At 74.6% G+C, this 15,446-nt stretch carries 11 protein-coding genes; 5 read left to right on the top strand and 6 right to left on the bottom strand.

Features of this window, described 5'->3' with window-relative positions:
• Positions 1-11 precede the first annotated feature (11 nt).
• Entirely contained in the window at positions 12-1,091 is a 1,080-nt protein-coding gene (locus V2S66_RS26050) for a GlxA family transcriptional regulator (RefSeq protein WP_330799032.1), read from the bottom strand.
• A gap of 19 nt (positions 1,092-1,110) precedes the next feature.
• Between V2S66_RS26050 and V2S66_RS26045 the strand changes: the two genes are divergently transcribed.
• Positions 1,111-2,490 (top strand): MFS transporter, encoded by a 1,380-nt coding sequence (locus V2S66_RS26045; protein WP_330799147.1) that lies wholly within the window; start codon positions 1,111-1,113, stop codon positions 2,488-2,490.
• A gap of 204 nt (positions 2,491-2,694) precedes the next feature.
• On the opposite strand, the gene V2S66_RS26040 is transcribed toward V2S66_RS26045, so the two are convergent.
• The 3 genes from V2S66_RS26040 to V2S66_RS26030 form a co-directional block, all read right to left on the bottom strand.
• Positions 2,695-3,867: a flavin-containing monooxygenase gene (locus V2S66_RS26040; protein WP_330799030.1), complete on the bottom strand. Its 1,173-nt coding sequence runs from the start codon at positions 3,865-3,867 to the stop codon at positions 2,695-2,697.
• A gap of 164 nt (positions 3,868-4,031) precedes the next feature.
• On the bottom strand, positions 4,032-4,286 hold the full coding sequence (locus tag V2S66_RS26035; protein WP_330799027.1) for a hypothetical protein: 255 nt from the start codon (positions 4,284-4,286) through the stop codon (positions 4,032-4,034).
• 250 nt (positions 4,287-4,536) lie between these two features.
• Positions 4,537-5,184, bottom strand: coding sequence for a TetR/AcrR family transcriptional regulator (locus V2S66_RS26030; RefSeq protein WP_330799025.1), 648 nt, complete (start codon positions 5,182-5,184; stop codon positions 4,537-4,539).
• Positions 5,185-5,535: 351 nt separating this feature from the next.
• Between V2S66_RS26030 and V2S66_RS26025 the strand changes: the two genes are divergently transcribed.
• The gene (locus V2S66_RS26025; protein ID WP_330799023.1) at positions 5,536-6,342 is read left to right on the top strand and encodes a VOC family protein; all 807 of its coding nucleotides are present in this window, start codon (positions 5,536-5,538) and stop codon (positions 6,340-6,342) included.
• A 353-nt stretch (positions 6,343-6,695) separates the two neighbouring features.
• Positions 6,696-9,194 carry an outer membrane protein assembly factor BamB family protein gene (locus tag V2S66_RS26020; protein WP_330799020.1) on the top strand — a complete coding sequence of 833 codons (2,499 nt, stop codon included), beginning with the start codon at positions 6,696-6,698 and terminating at the stop codon, positions 9,192-9,194.
• A 405-nt stretch (positions 9,195-9,599) separates the two neighbouring features.
• On the opposite strand, the gene V2S66_RS26015 is transcribed toward V2S66_RS26020, so the two are convergent.
• Positions 9,600-9,812, bottom strand: a complete 213-nt coding sequence (locus tag V2S66_RS26015; RefSeq protein WP_330799017.1) for a hypothetical protein — start codon at positions 9,810-9,812, stop codon at positions 9,600-9,602.
• A gap of 159 nt (positions 9,813-9,971) precedes the next feature.
• Positions 9,972-12,905, bottom strand: coding sequence for an AfsR/SARP family transcriptional regulator (locus V2S66_RS26010; RefSeq protein ID WP_330799016.1), 2,934 nt, complete (start codon positions 12,903-12,905; stop codon positions 9,972-9,974).
• A gap of 626 nt (positions 12,906-13,531) precedes the next feature.
• Between V2S66_RS26010 and V2S66_RS26005 the strand changes: the two genes are divergently transcribed.
• Together V2S66_RS26005 and V2S66_RS26000 are read left to right on the top strand one after the other, a co-directional pair.
• The gene (locus tag V2S66_RS26005; RefSeq protein WP_330799015.1) at positions 13,532-14,299 is read left to right on the top strand and encodes an AMP-binding protein; all 768 of its coding nucleotides are present in this window, start codon (positions 13,532-13,534) and stop codon (positions 14,297-14,299) included.
• Between the two features lie 192 nt (positions 14,300-14,491).
• The gene (locus V2S66_RS26000) at positions 14,492-15,319 is read left to right on the top strand and encodes a TIGR03619 family F420-dependent LLM class oxidoreductase (protein ID WP_330799014.1); all 828 of its coding nucleotides are present in this window, start codon (positions 14,492-14,494) and stop codon (positions 15,317-15,319) included.
• The last annotated feature ends 127 nt before the right edge of the window (positions 15,320-15,446 follow it).

The raw sequence follows: 15,446 nt of genomic DNA, 5'->3' as shown, positions 1-15,446 counted from the left end.
CGTGACCGCCGCTAGACGCCCGCGGCCGCCCTCGCCGAGGTCTGGAACGTCCTGCGGTACACCGTCGGGGAGACGCCCAGCGCCGCCTGGAGGTGCTGCCGCATGGACGCGGCGGTGCCGAACCCGCAGCGCCGCGCGACGGCGTCCACGGCGAGATCCGTCGACTCCAGCAACTGCCGTGCGTGCTCGACCCGCTGCTGGGTCAGCCACCGGCCGGGGCTCATCCCCACCTCGTCGCGGAATCGCCGGGTGAAGGTCCGTACGCTCATCGACTCGCGCTCCGCCAACTGCCGCAGCGACAGCGGCTGGTCGAGCCGGTCGAGCGCCCAGGCGCGGGCCCGCTCGGTGCCCGAGGTCTGCGGCTCGGGCAGCGGGCGCCGCACGTACTGGGCCTGGCCGCCCTCCCGGTGCGGCGGCACGACGGTGCGACGGGCCACCGAGTTGGCGACCGCGGTGCCGAAGTCCCGCCGCACGATGTGCAGGCACAGGTCGATCCCGGCGGCGACGCCGGCCGAGGTCAGCACGTCGCCGTCGTCGACGTAGAGGACGTCCGGGTCGACCCTGACCCGCGGGAAGACCCGCTGGAAGTGGTCGGCGCTGGTCCAGTGCGTGGTCGCCGGGCGGCCGTCCAGCAGACCGGCCGCCGCCAGCAGGAACGACCCGGTGCAGATCGACACGATCCGCGTCCCCGGCCGGATCGCGGCGAAGGCCGCGGTGAGCGGCGGGGTCAGCCGCCCCTCGGTGAAGACCGGGCCCAGTTCGTGCGAGGCGGGGAACACCACGGTGTCCGCCTCGGACAGGGCCTGCGTGCCGTGCTCGACGAGGATCGGGAAGTCCGCGTCGGTGCGCACCGGGCCGGGGCGCAGGCCGCACGTGGCGATCTCGTAGAGCGGCGAGCCGTCCTCCGGGTGCTCGGCCCCGCCGAAGATCCGCAAGGGGATGCCGAGTTCGAACGGGATCACGCCGTCGAGCGCGAAGACCGCGACGCGGTGGCGGTCCCGGTGCTGGAACACCGCGGCGGGCTGCTCCGGCTGGTGCGAACGCTCCGGCCGCCTCGAACGCTGCGGCGGGTCCGACGGGGTGCGCCTCATGGCCCGATTCTTGCACACCATGGCCCTCGGGCCACTCGTCGCCGGTCGACCCGCCCCGGACACTGATCGGGTGACGCAGACATCGCACGTTCCCGCGCCCGCTCCGACCGGGCCGGAGCCGGTCCTCCCCGGCTCCCGCCGCCCCCGGCCGCACCGCGCCTGGGCGGTCGCCGCCGTCACCTTCGTGACGATCGTCGGCTCGGCCGCCTTCGCCTCGCTGCCCGGCCTGCTGATCGACCCGCTGCACACCGAGTTCGGCTGGTCCCGCGGCATGATCGGCTTCGCCGTGTCGGTCAACCTGGCGCTGTACGGCCTGACCGCGCCGTTCGCGGCCGCGCTGATGGACCGGTTCGGCATCCGCCGCGTCGTGGTGCTCGCGCTGACCACCATCGCGCTCGGCTCCGCGCTGACCGTCCGGATGACGCAGAGCTGGCAACTCGTGCTCTGCTGGGGCGTCCTGGTCGGACTCGGCAGCGGCTCGATGGCGCTGGCCTTCGCCGCGACCGTCACCAACCGCTGGTTCGTGGCCCGGCGGGGCCTGGTCACCGGCATGCTGACCGCGGGCGGCGCGGCCGGGCAACTGGTGTTCCTGCCGCTGCTGTCCTGGATCACCGAGCACCACGGGTGGCGTCCGGCCGCGGCGACGGTGGCGTGCGCGGCGATCGCGGTCGTGCCGTTCGTGTGGTTCCTGCTGCGCGACCACCCCGCCGACGTCGGCCTGGCGCCCTACGGGGCACCGGAGTTCGTCCCCAAGCCGGCGCCGGTCCGCGGAGCCGCGGGGCGCGCGCTGCGGGCGCTGCGCGAGGCGTCCCGCACCGGCACCTTCTGGCTGCTGGCGGGCAGCTTCGCGATCTGCGGCGCGTCCACCAACGGCCTGGTGAAGACCCACTTCGTGCCCGCCGCGCACGACCACGGGCTGCCGGTGACGACCGCGGCCTCACTGCTCGCCGTGATCGGCCTGTTCGACATCGCGGGCACGGTGGCCTCGGGCTGGTTCACCGACCGCATCTCGCCGCGGCGGCTGCTCGCGCTCTACTACGGGCTGCGCGGTCTGTCGCTGATGTTCCTCCCCATGCTGTTCTCGGACAGCATCCACCCCTCGATGGTGCTGTTCATCGTCTTCTACGGACTCGACTGGGTGGCCACCGTGCCGCCGACCATCGCGCTGTGCCGTCAGCACTACGGCGAGAACAGCGCGATCGTCTTCGGCTGGGTGCTGGCCGCGCACCAGCTCGGCGCCGCGCTGGTGGCCTACCTCGGCGGTGTCGCGCGTGACGCGCTCGGTTCGTACGACGTCGTCTGGTACTCCTCCGGTGCCCTGTGCGCGGTCGCCGCGCTGATGTCCCTGGTCATCCGCCACCGGCCTGCCGGTCCTCCCGCGGTGGCGGTCACCGGCTGAACGCCTCGCACGGCCGCGGGTGTTCCGGCCCAGGCCCGGATTCACCCGCGCGAGTGACGCAGCGTCACCTTGGCCCCTTGGCCCCATGGCCCCATGGCCCCATGGCCCCTGGGCCCTCGCCGGCCGTGCGACCGGCCTCCCCGCGCGACGCGCGCCGGCCGCCCGTCGCGCGTCGGGCGGCCCAGCCGCCGTCACCGGGTGCGGTCACCGGGCGCGGGACACCGCCCGCGCGATCTTGCGCGCGTCGATCGCCATCTCGCGGAACATGCCGCTGATGGGGTTGGTGAAGCCGGTGAAGTAGAGGCCGGGCGCCCCGGGAGGCGTGCGCGCGCCGTGCACGGCGGGGCGGCCCCGCTCGTCGAGCACCCCCAGGTGGCCGACGAGCGGTTCGAGGCCGCGGCGGTAGCCGGTGGCGGCGATGACCACCTCGGCGCCGACCTCCGTGCCGTCCGCGAGGTGCACCTTCGCGCCGTCGAACCGCTCGACCGCGGCGACCGGTTCGACCCGCCGGGAGCGGACCGCTTTGATCAGGCCCACGTCCTGCACCGGGATCGCGCCCTCGCGCACGCGCGAGTAGAGCCCGGAGTCGGGCCGGGGCAGCCCGTAAGGAGTCAGGTCCGGCACCCCGGCCCGCTCGATGTACGGGGCGATCCGGTCGACCACACCGGTCGGCAGCCGGCGGCACAGGATGCCGCTGGCCTGCGCGGGCCACCCCGCGGTGGAGCGGCGCAGGATGTGCGGCGCGGTCCGCACCGCGAGGCGCACCCGCCCCGCGCCGCCTTCGACGAGGTCCACCGCGATCTCCGCGCCGGTGTTCCCGATCCCCACCACCAGCACGTCCCGGCCGGCGTACGGGGTCGCGTTGCGGTAGTCCGACGCGTGCAGGAGATCGCCCGTGAAGGTGTCGCGGCCGGGCCAGTCGGGCACGTACGGCGTGTGGTTGTGGCCGGTGGCCACCACGACCACGGCGGACGTCAGCATCCGGCCGCCGGTGGCGGGCAGTTCCCATCCGCCGCCGGCCGCCTTCTCGACCCGCTGGACCTCTATGCCGGTGGCTATGTCCAGGTCGTGGTGGTCCGCGTACTGCTCCAGGTAGCGCACCACGTCGTCGCGCCCCACCCAGCGGCCGTAGGCGCGCGGGATCGGCAGCCCCGGCAGCGCCGACAGCCGGCGGGTGGTGTGCAGGTGCAGCCGGTCGTAGTGGGACCGCCAGGAGGCGCCCAGGTTCTCCGCGCGCTCCACGACGAGCGGGCGCAGCCCGCGCGCCCGCAGTGCCGCGGCCGCTGCCAGGCCGCCGGGGCCTGCGCCGATGACGAGGGCGTCGGGCGCCGCGGTGCCGGCGGGCGCGTCCGGGACGGCGGTGGAGGACTCGGCCATGGTGGGAACTCCTGGAGCCTGAAAGGTCGTACGGCGAAAAGACGGTGGTATCGGAAGGTAACCCCTCGGCGGGGTGCGGGCGTAGTCCCGGTGCGCGAACGCCTCCTGGGCGCGCGGCCGTCGCCACCCCGCACCGCGCGGCGGGCGGCCCCCACGGGGACGATTCAGCGGCGCTTGCGCAGCAGCGCGACGGCGCTCAGCGTCTGGGTCACCGAGATGACCGCGAGCAGCACCCAGAGCACCCGGCGCAGGGTGTCGGGGTGCGTCCACCACTGGGCGCTGATCCACACCGGCAGCAGGAGCGCCCACACCGCGGCGTAGGCGCGCAGCTGCGCGGTCGAGGAGTCGGGGCCGGGGGACAGGAAGCGGGACAGGACGCTGCGCCGCGGGCGTTCGGGCGGCGTCGGGCTGCTCGTCATGCCCGCCATCATGCCGGGCGCGCCCGCCCGCGTCGCCGGGCGGGCCGCGGGCCGGCCCGGGGCAGACGGCGGCGCGGGCGCCGCCGCCTCCCCCGAGGCGATGTGCGGCGCCCGCGCCAGAGGCTGACGGGCGGGGCTGACGTGCGGTATGGCAGGACGGAGGATCGCGTGGCGGGCTGGCGGCGGGCGGCAGCCGTGGCGGTGGCGGCCAGGACCGTCGCGGAGGTGCGGCGGTGCGGTCGCTGCGCGGCTACTTCGGCGGCTTCTTGCCGGTCACACCGAGGTGCACCAGCAGCGCCAGACTCGGCTTGAGGTCGGCCTGCTTGACCCCGGAGCCGGTGAAACCTTTCTGGTGGCCCGCGACCGCGGCCAGCATGGCGACCAGGGCCGCGGCCACGGCCGGTGCGCTGACCTCCTTGTCGACCCGTCCCTTGGACTGCAGCTCCTTGATGGACTCGGCCAGCGAGCCGGTCACGGCGCTGAGGACCTTCGTGCGGATCTTGTGGAACCGCTTGTCCCCTTCTGCCGCGCCCAGGTCGACGACGCGCAGGATGGCGTCGTTCCTGCGCCAGAAGGAGAGGAAGCCGTCGACCAGTGCCTCGGCCGCCTGGGCGCCGGCCTTGCCCGCCCAGGTGCGGCCGGCGACGAGCCCGGTCAGCCCGGCGCCCTCCTTGGCCATCTCGTCGGCGAGCTCCAGCACGGCGCCCTCGACGTCGGGGAAGTACTGGTAGAACGTTGCGGGGGAGGTGCCCGCCATCCGGGCGACGTCGATCACCTTGACGTCGCGGTACGGCGACGTGCTGAGCATCTCGCCGAGGCAGTCGAGCAGCTTCTGCCGCGTCGCCTGTCCGCGGCGGCCCGCCACGCGGCCGTCAACGGTGCGAACTTGTCCTGTCATGCCGTCAGTTTACCGACGCGTGATCAGCGCGCGATCTGACCGCGTGCAAACGGGGAATCGACGAATCCGCTTGATGAAGCAGCAGCTCAGAGGGGCTTTTGTGGCGTCGGCCCGAAGGCCGCTTTCGGTGTGTGCGGTGCGGCGAAAGAGCGATTTGTCGTCTTTTGTGGCGCCGTTTCGCGGTGACTGAAAAGAATTGACCGTATGTTCGAATGAGGGTCTGTGCAGTGAGCTGCGTCACTGATTACGGTGGCTGTGACACCCCGTCGCGGTCCCCGCGCAAGCGGTCCGCAATCCATCCGCGGTCCGTCCGCGGTCCATCGCCCCGCACACAGCAGAGAGGTCGCGGCCATGCCCGGATTCAGTGAAGGCGCCCCCTGCTGGGCCGACGTGTCCCTGCCCGATCTGGCGGCCGGACGCCGCTTCTACGGGCAGCTGTTCGGCTGGACGTTCCACGACCAGGGCGAGGCGTTCGGTCACTACACGATGGCGCACAGCGGCGGGAAGCCCGCGGCGGCTCTGATGGCCGCGGTGGACCCCGCCATGCCCACCGCCTGGGGGGTCCACTTCGCGTCCGACGACGCCGCCGCGACGGCGGACCGCATCCGCGAGGCCGGCGGCCAGGTCCTCTTCGGCCCGGACACCGTCGGCGACAGCGGGGTGATGCTGGGCGCGCTCGACCCCGGCGGCTCCTTCTTCGGCGTCTGGCAGGCCGGCTCGCACCCCGGCTTCGCGGTCGTCAACGAGCCGGGCGCGTACTGCTGGACCGAGAACCACACCAAGGACGCGGCCGCCGTCGACCCCTTCTACGAGGCGGTGTTCGGGTACGAGGCGCAGCAGATCGGCGACGGCACGCACTTCGACTACAAGGTCTGGTCGCTCCCCGGCACCCTCCCCGGTACGCCGGGCAGCCAGGTGGCCGGGCGGATGCAGCGCGGCGGCGACCTGCCCGCGGACGCGCCCGCCGCCTACCAGACGTACTTCGTCGTCGACGACTGCGACGCGGCCGCCGAGACCGTACGCCGCCTCGGCGGCCAGGTGATGCACGAGCCGCACGACTCGCCCTTCGGACGGACGGCGCTCGTCGCCGACGACCAGGGCGCGGGCTTCGCGGTCATCGACGTCCAGCGCACGGGCGACCCGGGTCCCGGCGCCTAGTCCGACGCGCGACCCGACATCGCCCGACGCGACCCGACATCGCCCGACGCGCAGCCCGGCCCCGGCTCCCCCGTCCGCCGGCCCCGCTCCGGTTCCCCCGGACGGTGCGGCGGGTGGCGTTTTCATCCGTACGAGCGGCAGCAGGCGTCCTCGGTGGCCGCGGTGCGCCACGGAGGCGGATGATAACGAGTTCGCTCCGGGGGCGTGTCGCGGCAGCCCCGGGTTCGCAACAGGCGCTCATCCCAGGAAGAATCAGGCCCGTACCCTGGCGCGGGAGCCAGCGACGGGCCGCATGGGGCCGGAAGCACGGGGAACGGCCGCGGACGGCGCGGGTACGGGGAGGTGGCAGGGCAGTGGTGGAGCAGCTGACGCAGCACGACCCGAGGCGGATCGGCCCTTTCGAGGTGCTGGGCCGGCTCGGTGCCGGCGGCATGGGGCTGGTCTATCTGGCCCGCTCGGCCTCCGGACGACGTGTCGCGATCAAGACCGTGCGGGCCGAACTGGCCGAGGACCAGCTGTTCCGGGTCCGCTTCACGCGTGAGGTCGAGGCCGCCCGCGCGGTCTCCGGCTTCTACACCGCCGCCGTCGTCGACGCCGACCCGCGCGCCGCCGTGCCCTGGCTGGCCACCGCCTACGTACCGGCGCCCTCGCTCGAGGAGATCGTCAACGAGTCGGGGCCGATGCCCGCGCAGGCGGTGCGCTGGCTCGCCGCCGGCATCGCCGAGGCGCTCCAGTCGATCCACGCCGCGGGCCTGGTGCACCGCGACATGAAGCCGTCCAACGTGCTGGTCGTCGAGGACGGCCCCCGCGTGATCGACTTCGGCATCGCCTCCGGCGTCTCCAACACCCGGCTGACGATGACGAACGTCGCGGTCGGCACCCCCGCCTACATGTCGCCCGAGCAGGCCCGCGACTCGCGCAGCGTGCGCGGCGCCAGCGACATCTTCTCGCTCGGCTCCACCCTCGTCTTCGCCGCCACCGGCCACGCGCCCTTCCACGGGGCCAACCCGGTCGAGACCGTGTTCATGCTGCTGCGCGAGGGCCCCGACCTGGCCGGGCTGCCCGACGAACTGCGCCCGCTCATCGAGTCCTGCATGCGGATGGAGGCCGAGCGCCGCCCCACCCCCGCCGACCTGCAGGCGCAGCTCGCTCCGCACCTGTTCTCCTCGGCCGGGGACGACACCGGCACCGCCTCCGCGTGGCTGCCGCCCGGCGCGGTGGCGCTGATAGAGCAGCGCCGCAGCGGCCGCTCCGCCGTACCCGCGGGCAGCGGGCGCGGCGCCCACGCCGCCCGGCCGCAGGGCCTCGGCGTGCAGCCGTCCGGCCCGCAGGTCCCCGTGCCCCAGATGCCGCCTCCGCAGGTTCCGGTGCACGCGCCGCCGCTGCCGCAGTCGCCGCCCCGGCCGCCGCAGACCCCGCGCGGCGCCCCGGGACAGGAAGCAGCCCCCGGACACGACAGGGACGGCGGCCACCGCCCCGAGCCCCTCACCGCGCCGCCGGTGCAGCTCGCCGGTTCCGCGCCGATCGGCCCCGGCCTGCGGGTCGCCGAGGCCGGCGGACGCAAGCCCGCGCCCGCTCCGGTACCCGGTACCGAGTGGGTGCGGACGCGCGGCGGCGCCCACCGGGCCGCCCTGCCGGCCCACGGCGGCCAGCCCGCGCACGGCGCACGGCCCACCCCGCCCGTACCGCAGCAGACAGCGCCCGTGACACCGCCGGGGGAGTGGCGCCCCTGGCGCTTCCGCATGTCGAACGACGTGTGGGGCACGCCCGCGGTCAGCGCCGGCCTGCTCTACGTCACCTCCTTCGAAGTGCACGCCCTGGACACGGCCAGCGGCCGGCGGCAGTTCAAGACCCGCGACGTCGCCTGGACGATGGCGGTGGCCGGCGGCCGGATCCACGCCTCCGACGGCCCCAGCCTGTTCGCGCTCGACGCGGCCGACGGCGGCGACCGCTGGCGCACCTCCGTCGACGGCTGGGTGTACGCGGTCCGCGCGGACACCGCCGCCGGGATCGTCGTCACCGGCACCCGGGGCGGCGGCGTGCAGGCGTGGGACGCCGCCCGCGGCACCCTGCGCTGGGAACGCGGCGGCGCGCAGACCGAGTTCGAGTCGCCGGACTCCGGTCCTGCGATCGTCGACGGCACCGTCTACTACCAGGGCGGCGGTCTGCTGCACGCGGTCGACGCGGCCGGCGGCGCGGAGCGCTGGTCGTACCCGGTCGGCGAGCCCGGCACGGCCGGCTCGGTGCCGACCCGGCCGGTGATCGCCGGCGGCACCCTGTATCTCACCGCGGGCACCCGGGTGTTCGCGCTCGACGTGCGCAGCGGCGCGGAGCGCTGGCGGTTCGAGGGGCCCGCGGTGATGTTCGCGCCGCCCGCGTACGTCCCCGGCGCCGGAGCGACCGGCGGCGGCGTCTACGTCACCGACCACGTCGGCACCGTCTACGCGCTCGATCCGGCCGACGGCAGGGACCGCTGGCGGGTCTCCACCGAGCCCCGGCAGTCCGTCGAGCCGGTCGTCGTCACTGCGGGCGCGGTGCACCTCGGCGCCGGCAGCGCCCTCTACACGCTGGACGCGGTCAGCGGCACCCCGCGCTGGCGGTTCGCCGCCCAGGGCGAGATCGTCGGCTCGCCCGCGGTCGCCGGCGGCCGGGTGCACTTCGGCTCCAAGGACCACTGCCTGTACACGGTCGACGCGCAGGGTGGTCAGCTGCGCTGGCGGCTGGAGACCGGCGGCGAGATCACCGGCTCGCCGGTCGCGGCCGACGGGGTCGTCTACGCCTGCTCCAAGGACCGCTGCGTCTACGCGCTCGACGCCGCGAAGGGTACGGGCGCCAGCTCGCGCCGCGCCTGACGCGCGCGCGTTCCTCGCCGCCCGCCCGGCTGCCGCCGTCCGTCTCCGCGCGGTCCGCGGTCCGCGGTCCGTCTCCCCGCGGGAGGGCCCGCGAACGCGACTGACCGCGGCGCCCCCTCCGCGCCGCGGTCAGTCCTCAGCCCCCGGGAATTGCGTTCGGCCCCCCGACTTCCCGGTCCCCTGGGCTCCCCCTTTTCCCCCCGTTCCCCCCGTGCCCCCCCGCTTCCCCCCGATTCCCCCGTTCCCCCGTTCCCCCCGTTCCCCCTGGCCTGACGCGGGACCGTGTCGTCCCCCTGACGTCCTCCCCTGGTGCCCGGTATCCCCCTGGAGTACCGGGTGTCCGTGAGAAGTCGGTCCCGCGTCCCCCCGCCCGTGGTCTGCTGCGGTCAGGACCGTGACGCTCGGTCAGCCCTTGGGAGCCGAGTCGTTGTACTGGTTGTTCGTGTGGACGCCACCCGTCTTGGCGGTGGTCTTCGCCGCCGGCGCGGCGACGGCCTCGGCGAGGTCGGGGGCGATGATGTCGTTGTACTGGTTGTCCGGCTTCACCGGCCCGCTCTTGGGCGCGGGGGCGGGAGCGACGGGCTCGGTCGTCTCGGTCGGCGGAATCTCGGTGCTCATGGTGCGCTCCTGTGTTTCTGGGGACGTGCCGGTGCCAAGCCCGCCCGGTGACAACCCCCGTACGCCGCCGGGCGGGCAGCTCATGTGCAGTGATGGAATCGTGGCAGGGGGCGATAATCAACCGATAAACGGTTCTGTTGACCGGTGCGATCGGAGCTGTTACACGGCGACGGCGGACGGCGGCTCGCCGCCGAGCAGCCCGCGCACGTCCTGCGCCTCGGGTGACCCGAGCGCGGTGTAGATGCCCAGCGCGTCCTGCCAGCACGCGTGGGCGCGGACCGGTTGGTCCAGGCCCGCCAGCGCACGCCCCAGCATGGTGAGCGCGTTGGCGGTGCGCCACTCGCCGCCCACCTCGCGCAGCAGGACGAGCGACTGCTCCACGTGGGAGGCCGCCTGACGCCAGCGGCCGGCCGTCTGGTGCACCTCGGCGAGCCGGTAGAGGGTCATGCCCTCCCAGAACTGCTGCCGGGCGTCGCGGAAGATCGGCAGCGCCTCGGTCAGGCAGGCCAGCGCCTCGTCGAGGCGGCCGGAGGCGGTCAGCGGGATGCTCAGCGCGTACAGGCCGTTGCCGAGTCCGCGGCCGCTGTCCAGCTCGCGGTGGATCTCCAGCACCTGCTGGCAGCTGGCCACCGCCGCCGCCTCGTCGCCCAGCGCGAGCTGCGCCCAGCCGAGGTTGGCCAGCGCGGACGCCTCGCCGTGCTGGTTGTGGTCGGCGCGGAAGGCGTCGAGCGCGGCGGTGTGGAAGGCGGCGCTCTCCTGGTAGCGGCGGTCCTTGTGCGCGACGATGCCCCGGACGTTCGGCGCGTAGCTGCACGTGAGGGGGTCCCCGGCGGCCACTCCGACGATCATGGCGCGCCGCGCCTCCTCGTCGCACTCGGCGAACCGGCCGGTCATCCGCAGCAGTTGGGCCATCAGCACCCGCGCCCTGCCCTCGACGAGCGGGTCCGCGCAGGCGTGCGCGGTGGTCACCAGGGAGCGGGCGGCCTGCTCGTACTGCCGGGTGTAGATGCCGGACTCCATCAGGTCCCAGGCGACCAGCATCAGGTCGACCCCGCGCCGGGTCGGGCTCTCGCAGCCGCCGTCGGCGGCCTGCTCGACGGCCGCCAGCAGCCCCTGGCCTTCGGAGAAGAGCCACTCCAGGGCGTCCTCGCGGCTGTCGAAGGCCATGCCGGCGCGCCGGGTCGGCGCGAGGTGCTGCAGCACCCGGTCGCCGGGGTTCTCCAGCTCGTACGACGCGGCCGCCGACGCGAGGTAGAAGTCCAGCAGCCGGGACAGCGCGGCGCACCGCTCCTCGGAGGTCTCGTCGCGCTCGGCGCACTCGCGCGCGTAGAGCCGCAGCAGGTCGTGGAAGCGGTAGCGGGCCGGGGCCGCCGACTCGATGAGGCTGATGTCGACGAGCGCCTCCAGCAACTCCTCGGCCTCGTACAGGTCCAGGTCGAGGACCGCGGCGGCCGCGCCGAGCGAGATGTCGGGGCCGTCGGGCAGCGACAGCAGCCGGAAGGCGCGCGCCTGGTCGGCGGACAGGTGCCCGTAGCCGAGGGCGAAGGTGGCCTTCACGGCGAGGTCGCCGGCGCGCAGCTCGTCCAGCCGCCGCCGGTGGTCGGCGAGCTTGCGGGCCAGCACCGAGACGGTCCAGGTGCGGCGGGCGGCGAGGCGGGACGCGGCGATCCTTATGGCCAGCGGCAGGAAGCCGCAGGCGCCGACCACGTCGAGCGCGGCCTGCCGCTCGCTGCTGACGCGTTCCTCGCCGACCACCCGGCTGAAGAGCTGCAGCGCCTCCTCGGGCGACATCACGTCGAGGTCCACCAGGTGCGCGCCGGCCAGGTCGACCATCCGGACCCGGCTGGTGACCAGCGCCGCGCAGCCGGGGGTGCCGGGCAGCAACTGGCGTATCTGCGCGGCGTCGTAGGCGTTGTCGAGCAGCGCGAGCACCCGGCGGCCGTCGAGGGTCGAGCGGTAGAGCGCGGCGCGCTCCGCGAGTGAGTCGGGAATGGCCGGATTCGGCACGCCGAGCGCCCGCAGGAACCCGGCGAGCACGACCTCAGGGTCGGCGGGACGCGGCTCGGTTCCCTGCAGATCGACGTACAACTGGCCGTCGGGGAAGGCGTCCCGGGCGGCGTGGGCGACGTGCACGGCCAGTGTGGTCTTGCCGACGCCGCCGATGCCGGCGACCGCGGACACCGCCATCACGCCGCATTCCTGGGAGGCTTCGGCGAGCTGCTGGCCCAATTCCCTGACGACCGACCCGCGGCCGGTGAAGTCGGAGACACTAGCGGGCAGTTGGGCGGGCCGGACCGGCTCGCCCGGTCCGGAGTGGGAGCCGGCGGGCGCGGCGAGGCCGGCGTCGGCCTCCAGGATGCGCTGGTGCAGATCGGAGAGTTCGGCCGAGGGGTCGATGCCGAGTTCCTCGGCGAGCAGGCGGCGGGTGTCGGCGTAGACGCCGAGCGCCTCGGCCTGCCGGCCGCTGCGGTACAGGGCGAGCATCAGCAGCGCCCGTATCCGCTCGCGCAGCGGGTGCTCCGCCGACAGGGCCGTCAGTTCGGAGACCGCCTCGGCGTGCGCGCCGAGGTCCAGGTCGAGTTCGAGGCGGGCCTCGACCAGCCCGAGGTGCCACTCGGCGAGCCGGCTGCGCTGCGTCTCGGCGTGCGGTCCCGGCAGCCCGGCCAGCGGCTCGCCGTGCCACAACTCCAGCGCCTCGGCCAGTAGTTCACGCGCGCGCACCGGATCGGTGTGGCGGATCTTCTCGGCTTCGGCCGACAGCCGCTCGGCGAGTGCGCAGTCCAGCGCATCGGTGTCCACGTGCAGTGCGTAGCCGCCGGAGTCGGTGACGAGGGCCTGGCTGCCCAGCACCTTGCGCAGCCGGAAGGCGTACGAACGCAGCGCGGCCAGTGCGGTGTTGGGCGGACTCTCACCCCACACCGCGTCCAGCAGCTCCGACGCCGTCGCCGTACGGCCGCCGCGCAGCAGCAGCGCGGCGAGCAACGCGCGCTGCTGAGGTGCGCCGGTACCGATCGGCTCGTCATCACGCCAGGCACGTACCGGGCCGAGGACCGCGAACCGCAGGCCTGAGCCCGGCTCCGTCCTGGTAACCATCTCTGCCCCCTGAACCACCCGCGAGCGCACGGGACTTCCCCGGACCCGTGCTCTTCGCGCGTATATCTATCGTTCATCGCTGGGCGGAACAGTTGTCCGCATGGCATGTGGAGCCGAGACCTCGGCACCGTCCGTGCCAGTTTGCCGTGTCGGGCCGCCGGGGTCACCCCGTGCATGGTCCCGATCCGGCCTCGCGGCAAAAGTTGGGTTGAATTTGAGGTTCCGTCTGTGCGTGCGCGGAGGTTGTGCTGTGTGGAGTTCGTCCGAGCCGGTGTGCGTTCTGCGACAGGGCTGGTGAACGAGCCCTCATGTGTGTCTGGTGCACGCCCGGTTCATCCGGTGCTCCGCTTCAGAGCGGGCACGGTACGCAATCCTGTCCGGCGTCCGGCTCCACGACGCTGGTCGCCGCCGGCGGTACCGCCGGATTCGGGTCCGGCGGAGCCCGCCCCGCCGCGGGACCCGCAGCCGCCACGGCCGGACCGCTCGGCGTGCTGGCCGGCGGGGCCCGCGCCCGGCGGCTGCTGCGCCGCGGACGGTCCACTCCCGCGGTGCGTCCTGTCGCGCCTGTCCCGGCGCCTTCCGCCGCGCCCGCCGTGGCGGGACCGGGGCCGTCCAGGGCCGCCGCGGTGAGCGGCGACGGCCCGGACCGGCCCGAGGGCCGGCCCGGCAGGACCGGCCGCGGCGGCGGCAGTCGAGGCGGCGACGTCGCGCGCCTGCCAGGACCGCTGCTGCGCCACCGCGCCGAACGCCGCCCGCAGAGCGTGCCCGAACTCCCCTACGCCGCCGCGGCCGTCACCGGCACCGCCGGTTGCAGCTACGCGGAGCTGGACCGCCGGGCCCGCGCGGTCGCCGCCCGGCTCGGCGCCCAACTGCAGCCGGGCAGCAGGGTGATGCTGGTGTACCCGCAGGGACCCGACCTGGCAGGCGCGTTCTTCGGCTGCCTCTACGCCGGCATGGCCGCGATCCCGCTGCCGCTGCCCGGGCCCGGCGCCACCGGCGCGGTCGCCCGAGCCGTCCAGCGGTGCGCCCCCGACCTGGTGCTCACCGGCTCCGACAGCTGGACGCCGCTCGCCGTCGACCGCACCCGCACCCAGGTGGTGGAGGCGGACGGGGTACGGGTCTGCGGCGAGCCCGTCTGGCGGCTCGCGCAGAGCTGGCGCCCGGTCGGCGTGCTGCGCACCGCCGCGGCCTACCACCGCTACCACGACGACGGCTCGGCCGGCGGCCGCCTGGAGGCGGCGATGGGCCACGGCGACCTCTCCGACGTCATGGACGAACTCGCCCAGGCCGTGCGGCTCGGCACCGACGAGGAGAACGTCGGCTGGATCGCGGCGGTGCACGGCGTGGAGGACGCGGTGTGGCGCATCCTGCTGCCGGTCAGGGTCAGCGGCTGAGCCCCACCCCGAGGGGGCGCCTCTTCCCGAACTTCCTCCCGGACTTCTCCCCGAAGGTGCCGTGGCGCGCAGCCGTGCCGGTGCCGGTGCGGGTGGCCGGTCCGTGGGGGCGTTCCGCGCGCCGCGGGGGGACAGGACGGCTCGTGCGCGAAAGGATCGGACGGTCGACGAGCCGAGCCAACGGAGGTGCCCGTGCGGATCGCGGTGACGATCTTCCTGACCGACCGGACCATCACACCGGTACGGCTGGGCCGGGAGCTGGAGCAGCGCGGCTTCGCCGGGCTGTACCTGCCCGAGCACACCCACATCCCGATCTCCCGCGCCACGCCCTACCCGGCCGGCGGACCGCTGCCCGAGGAGTACGGGCGCACGCTGGACGCCTTCGCCGCGCTGTCCGCCGCCGCGGCCGTCACCGAACGGCTCGGACTCGGCACCGCCGTCACCCTCGTCGCCCAGCACGACCCCATCGTGCTGGCCAAGCAGATCGCCACCCTCGACCACCTGTCGGGCGGCCGCTTCACCCTCGGTGTCGGCTTCGGCTGGAACGTCGAGGAGGCCGCCGACCACGGCGTCGAGTGGGCCCGGCGGCGCGACGTCGTACGCGACCGCATCGCCCTCATGCGCGCCCTGTGGGCGCCGGAACCCGTCGGCTACGCGGGCGACTTCGCCTCCGTCCAGGCCAGCCACGCCTACCCCAAGCCGCTCGGCGGCAAGGTCCGCACCCTGATCGGCGGCGCGGCGGGACCCAGGACCCTCGCCCAGATCGCGGCGTACGGCGACGGGTGGATGCCCATCGGCGGCCGCGGGCTCGGTGAGGCGCTGCCGCGGCTGCGCGCCGCCTGGCAGGACGCCGGCCGGGGCCCCGAGGGACCCGCGGTGGTGCCGAGTTCGGTGCTCCCCGACGCCGGAAAACTCGCCCGCTTCCGCGACCTCGGCATCGACGAGGTGATCGTGCGACTGCCGCCCGCCGGAGTGAGCGAGGTGCTGCGCACCCTCGACGCCTACGCGCAGTACCTGTGAGCGCTTATTCCTCAGCCGGTCCGATCCACGGGTGATATTGCCGACAGACGGAATGGCGTCGGATGATCCGGCAGTCCGTTCATAGCCGGAGGCCGCCGCCTATCCTCGGATGATGACTTCGCAGCAG

The sequence above is a fragment of the Actinacidiphila polyblastidii genome, from assembly GCF_036353415.1.
GTDB classification, from domain to species: Bacteria; Actinomycetota; Actinomycetes; order Streptomycetales; family Streptomycetaceae; genus Actinacidiphila; species Actinacidiphila polyblastidii.
This window is presented reverse-complemented; position numbering and strand designations above follow the sequence as displayed.

What these genes read in the sequence shown, in the direction of transcription:
- V2S66_RS26050 (WP_330799032.1), bottom strand. Translation starts at nt 1,091, where the DNA reads ATGAGGCGCACCCCGTCGGACCCGCCGCAGCGTTCGAGGCGGCCGGAG.
- V2S66_RS26045 (WP_330799147.1), top strand. Translation starts at nt 1,111, where the DNA reads ATGGCCCTCGGGCCACTCGTCGCCGGTCGACCCGCCCCGGACACTGAT.
- V2S66_RS26040 (WP_330799030.1), bottom strand. Translation starts at nt 3,867, where the DNA reads ATGGCCGAGTCCTCCACCGCCGTCCCGGACGCGCCCGCCGGCACCGCG.
- V2S66_RS26035 (WP_330799027.1), bottom strand. Translation starts at nt 4,286, where the DNA reads ATGACGAGCAGCCCGACGCCGCCCGAACGCCCGCGGCGCAGCGTCCTG.
- V2S66_RS26030 (WP_330799025.1), bottom strand. Translation starts at nt 5,184, where the DNA reads ATGACAGGACAAGTTCGCACCGTTGACGGCCGCGTGGCGGGCCGCCGC.
- V2S66_RS26025 (WP_330799023.1), top strand. Translation starts at nt 5,536, where the DNA reads ATGCCCGGATTCAGTGAAGGCGCCCCCTGCTGGGCCGACGTGTCCCTG.
- V2S66_RS26015 (WP_330799017.1), bottom strand. Translation starts at nt 9,812, where the DNA reads ATGAGCACCGAGATTCCGCCGACCGAGACGACCGAGCCCGTCGCTCCC.
- V2S66_RS26010 (WP_330799016.1), bottom strand. Translation starts at nt 12,905, where the DNA reads ATGGTTACCAGGACGGAGCCGGGCTCAGGCCTGCGGTTCGCGGTCCTC.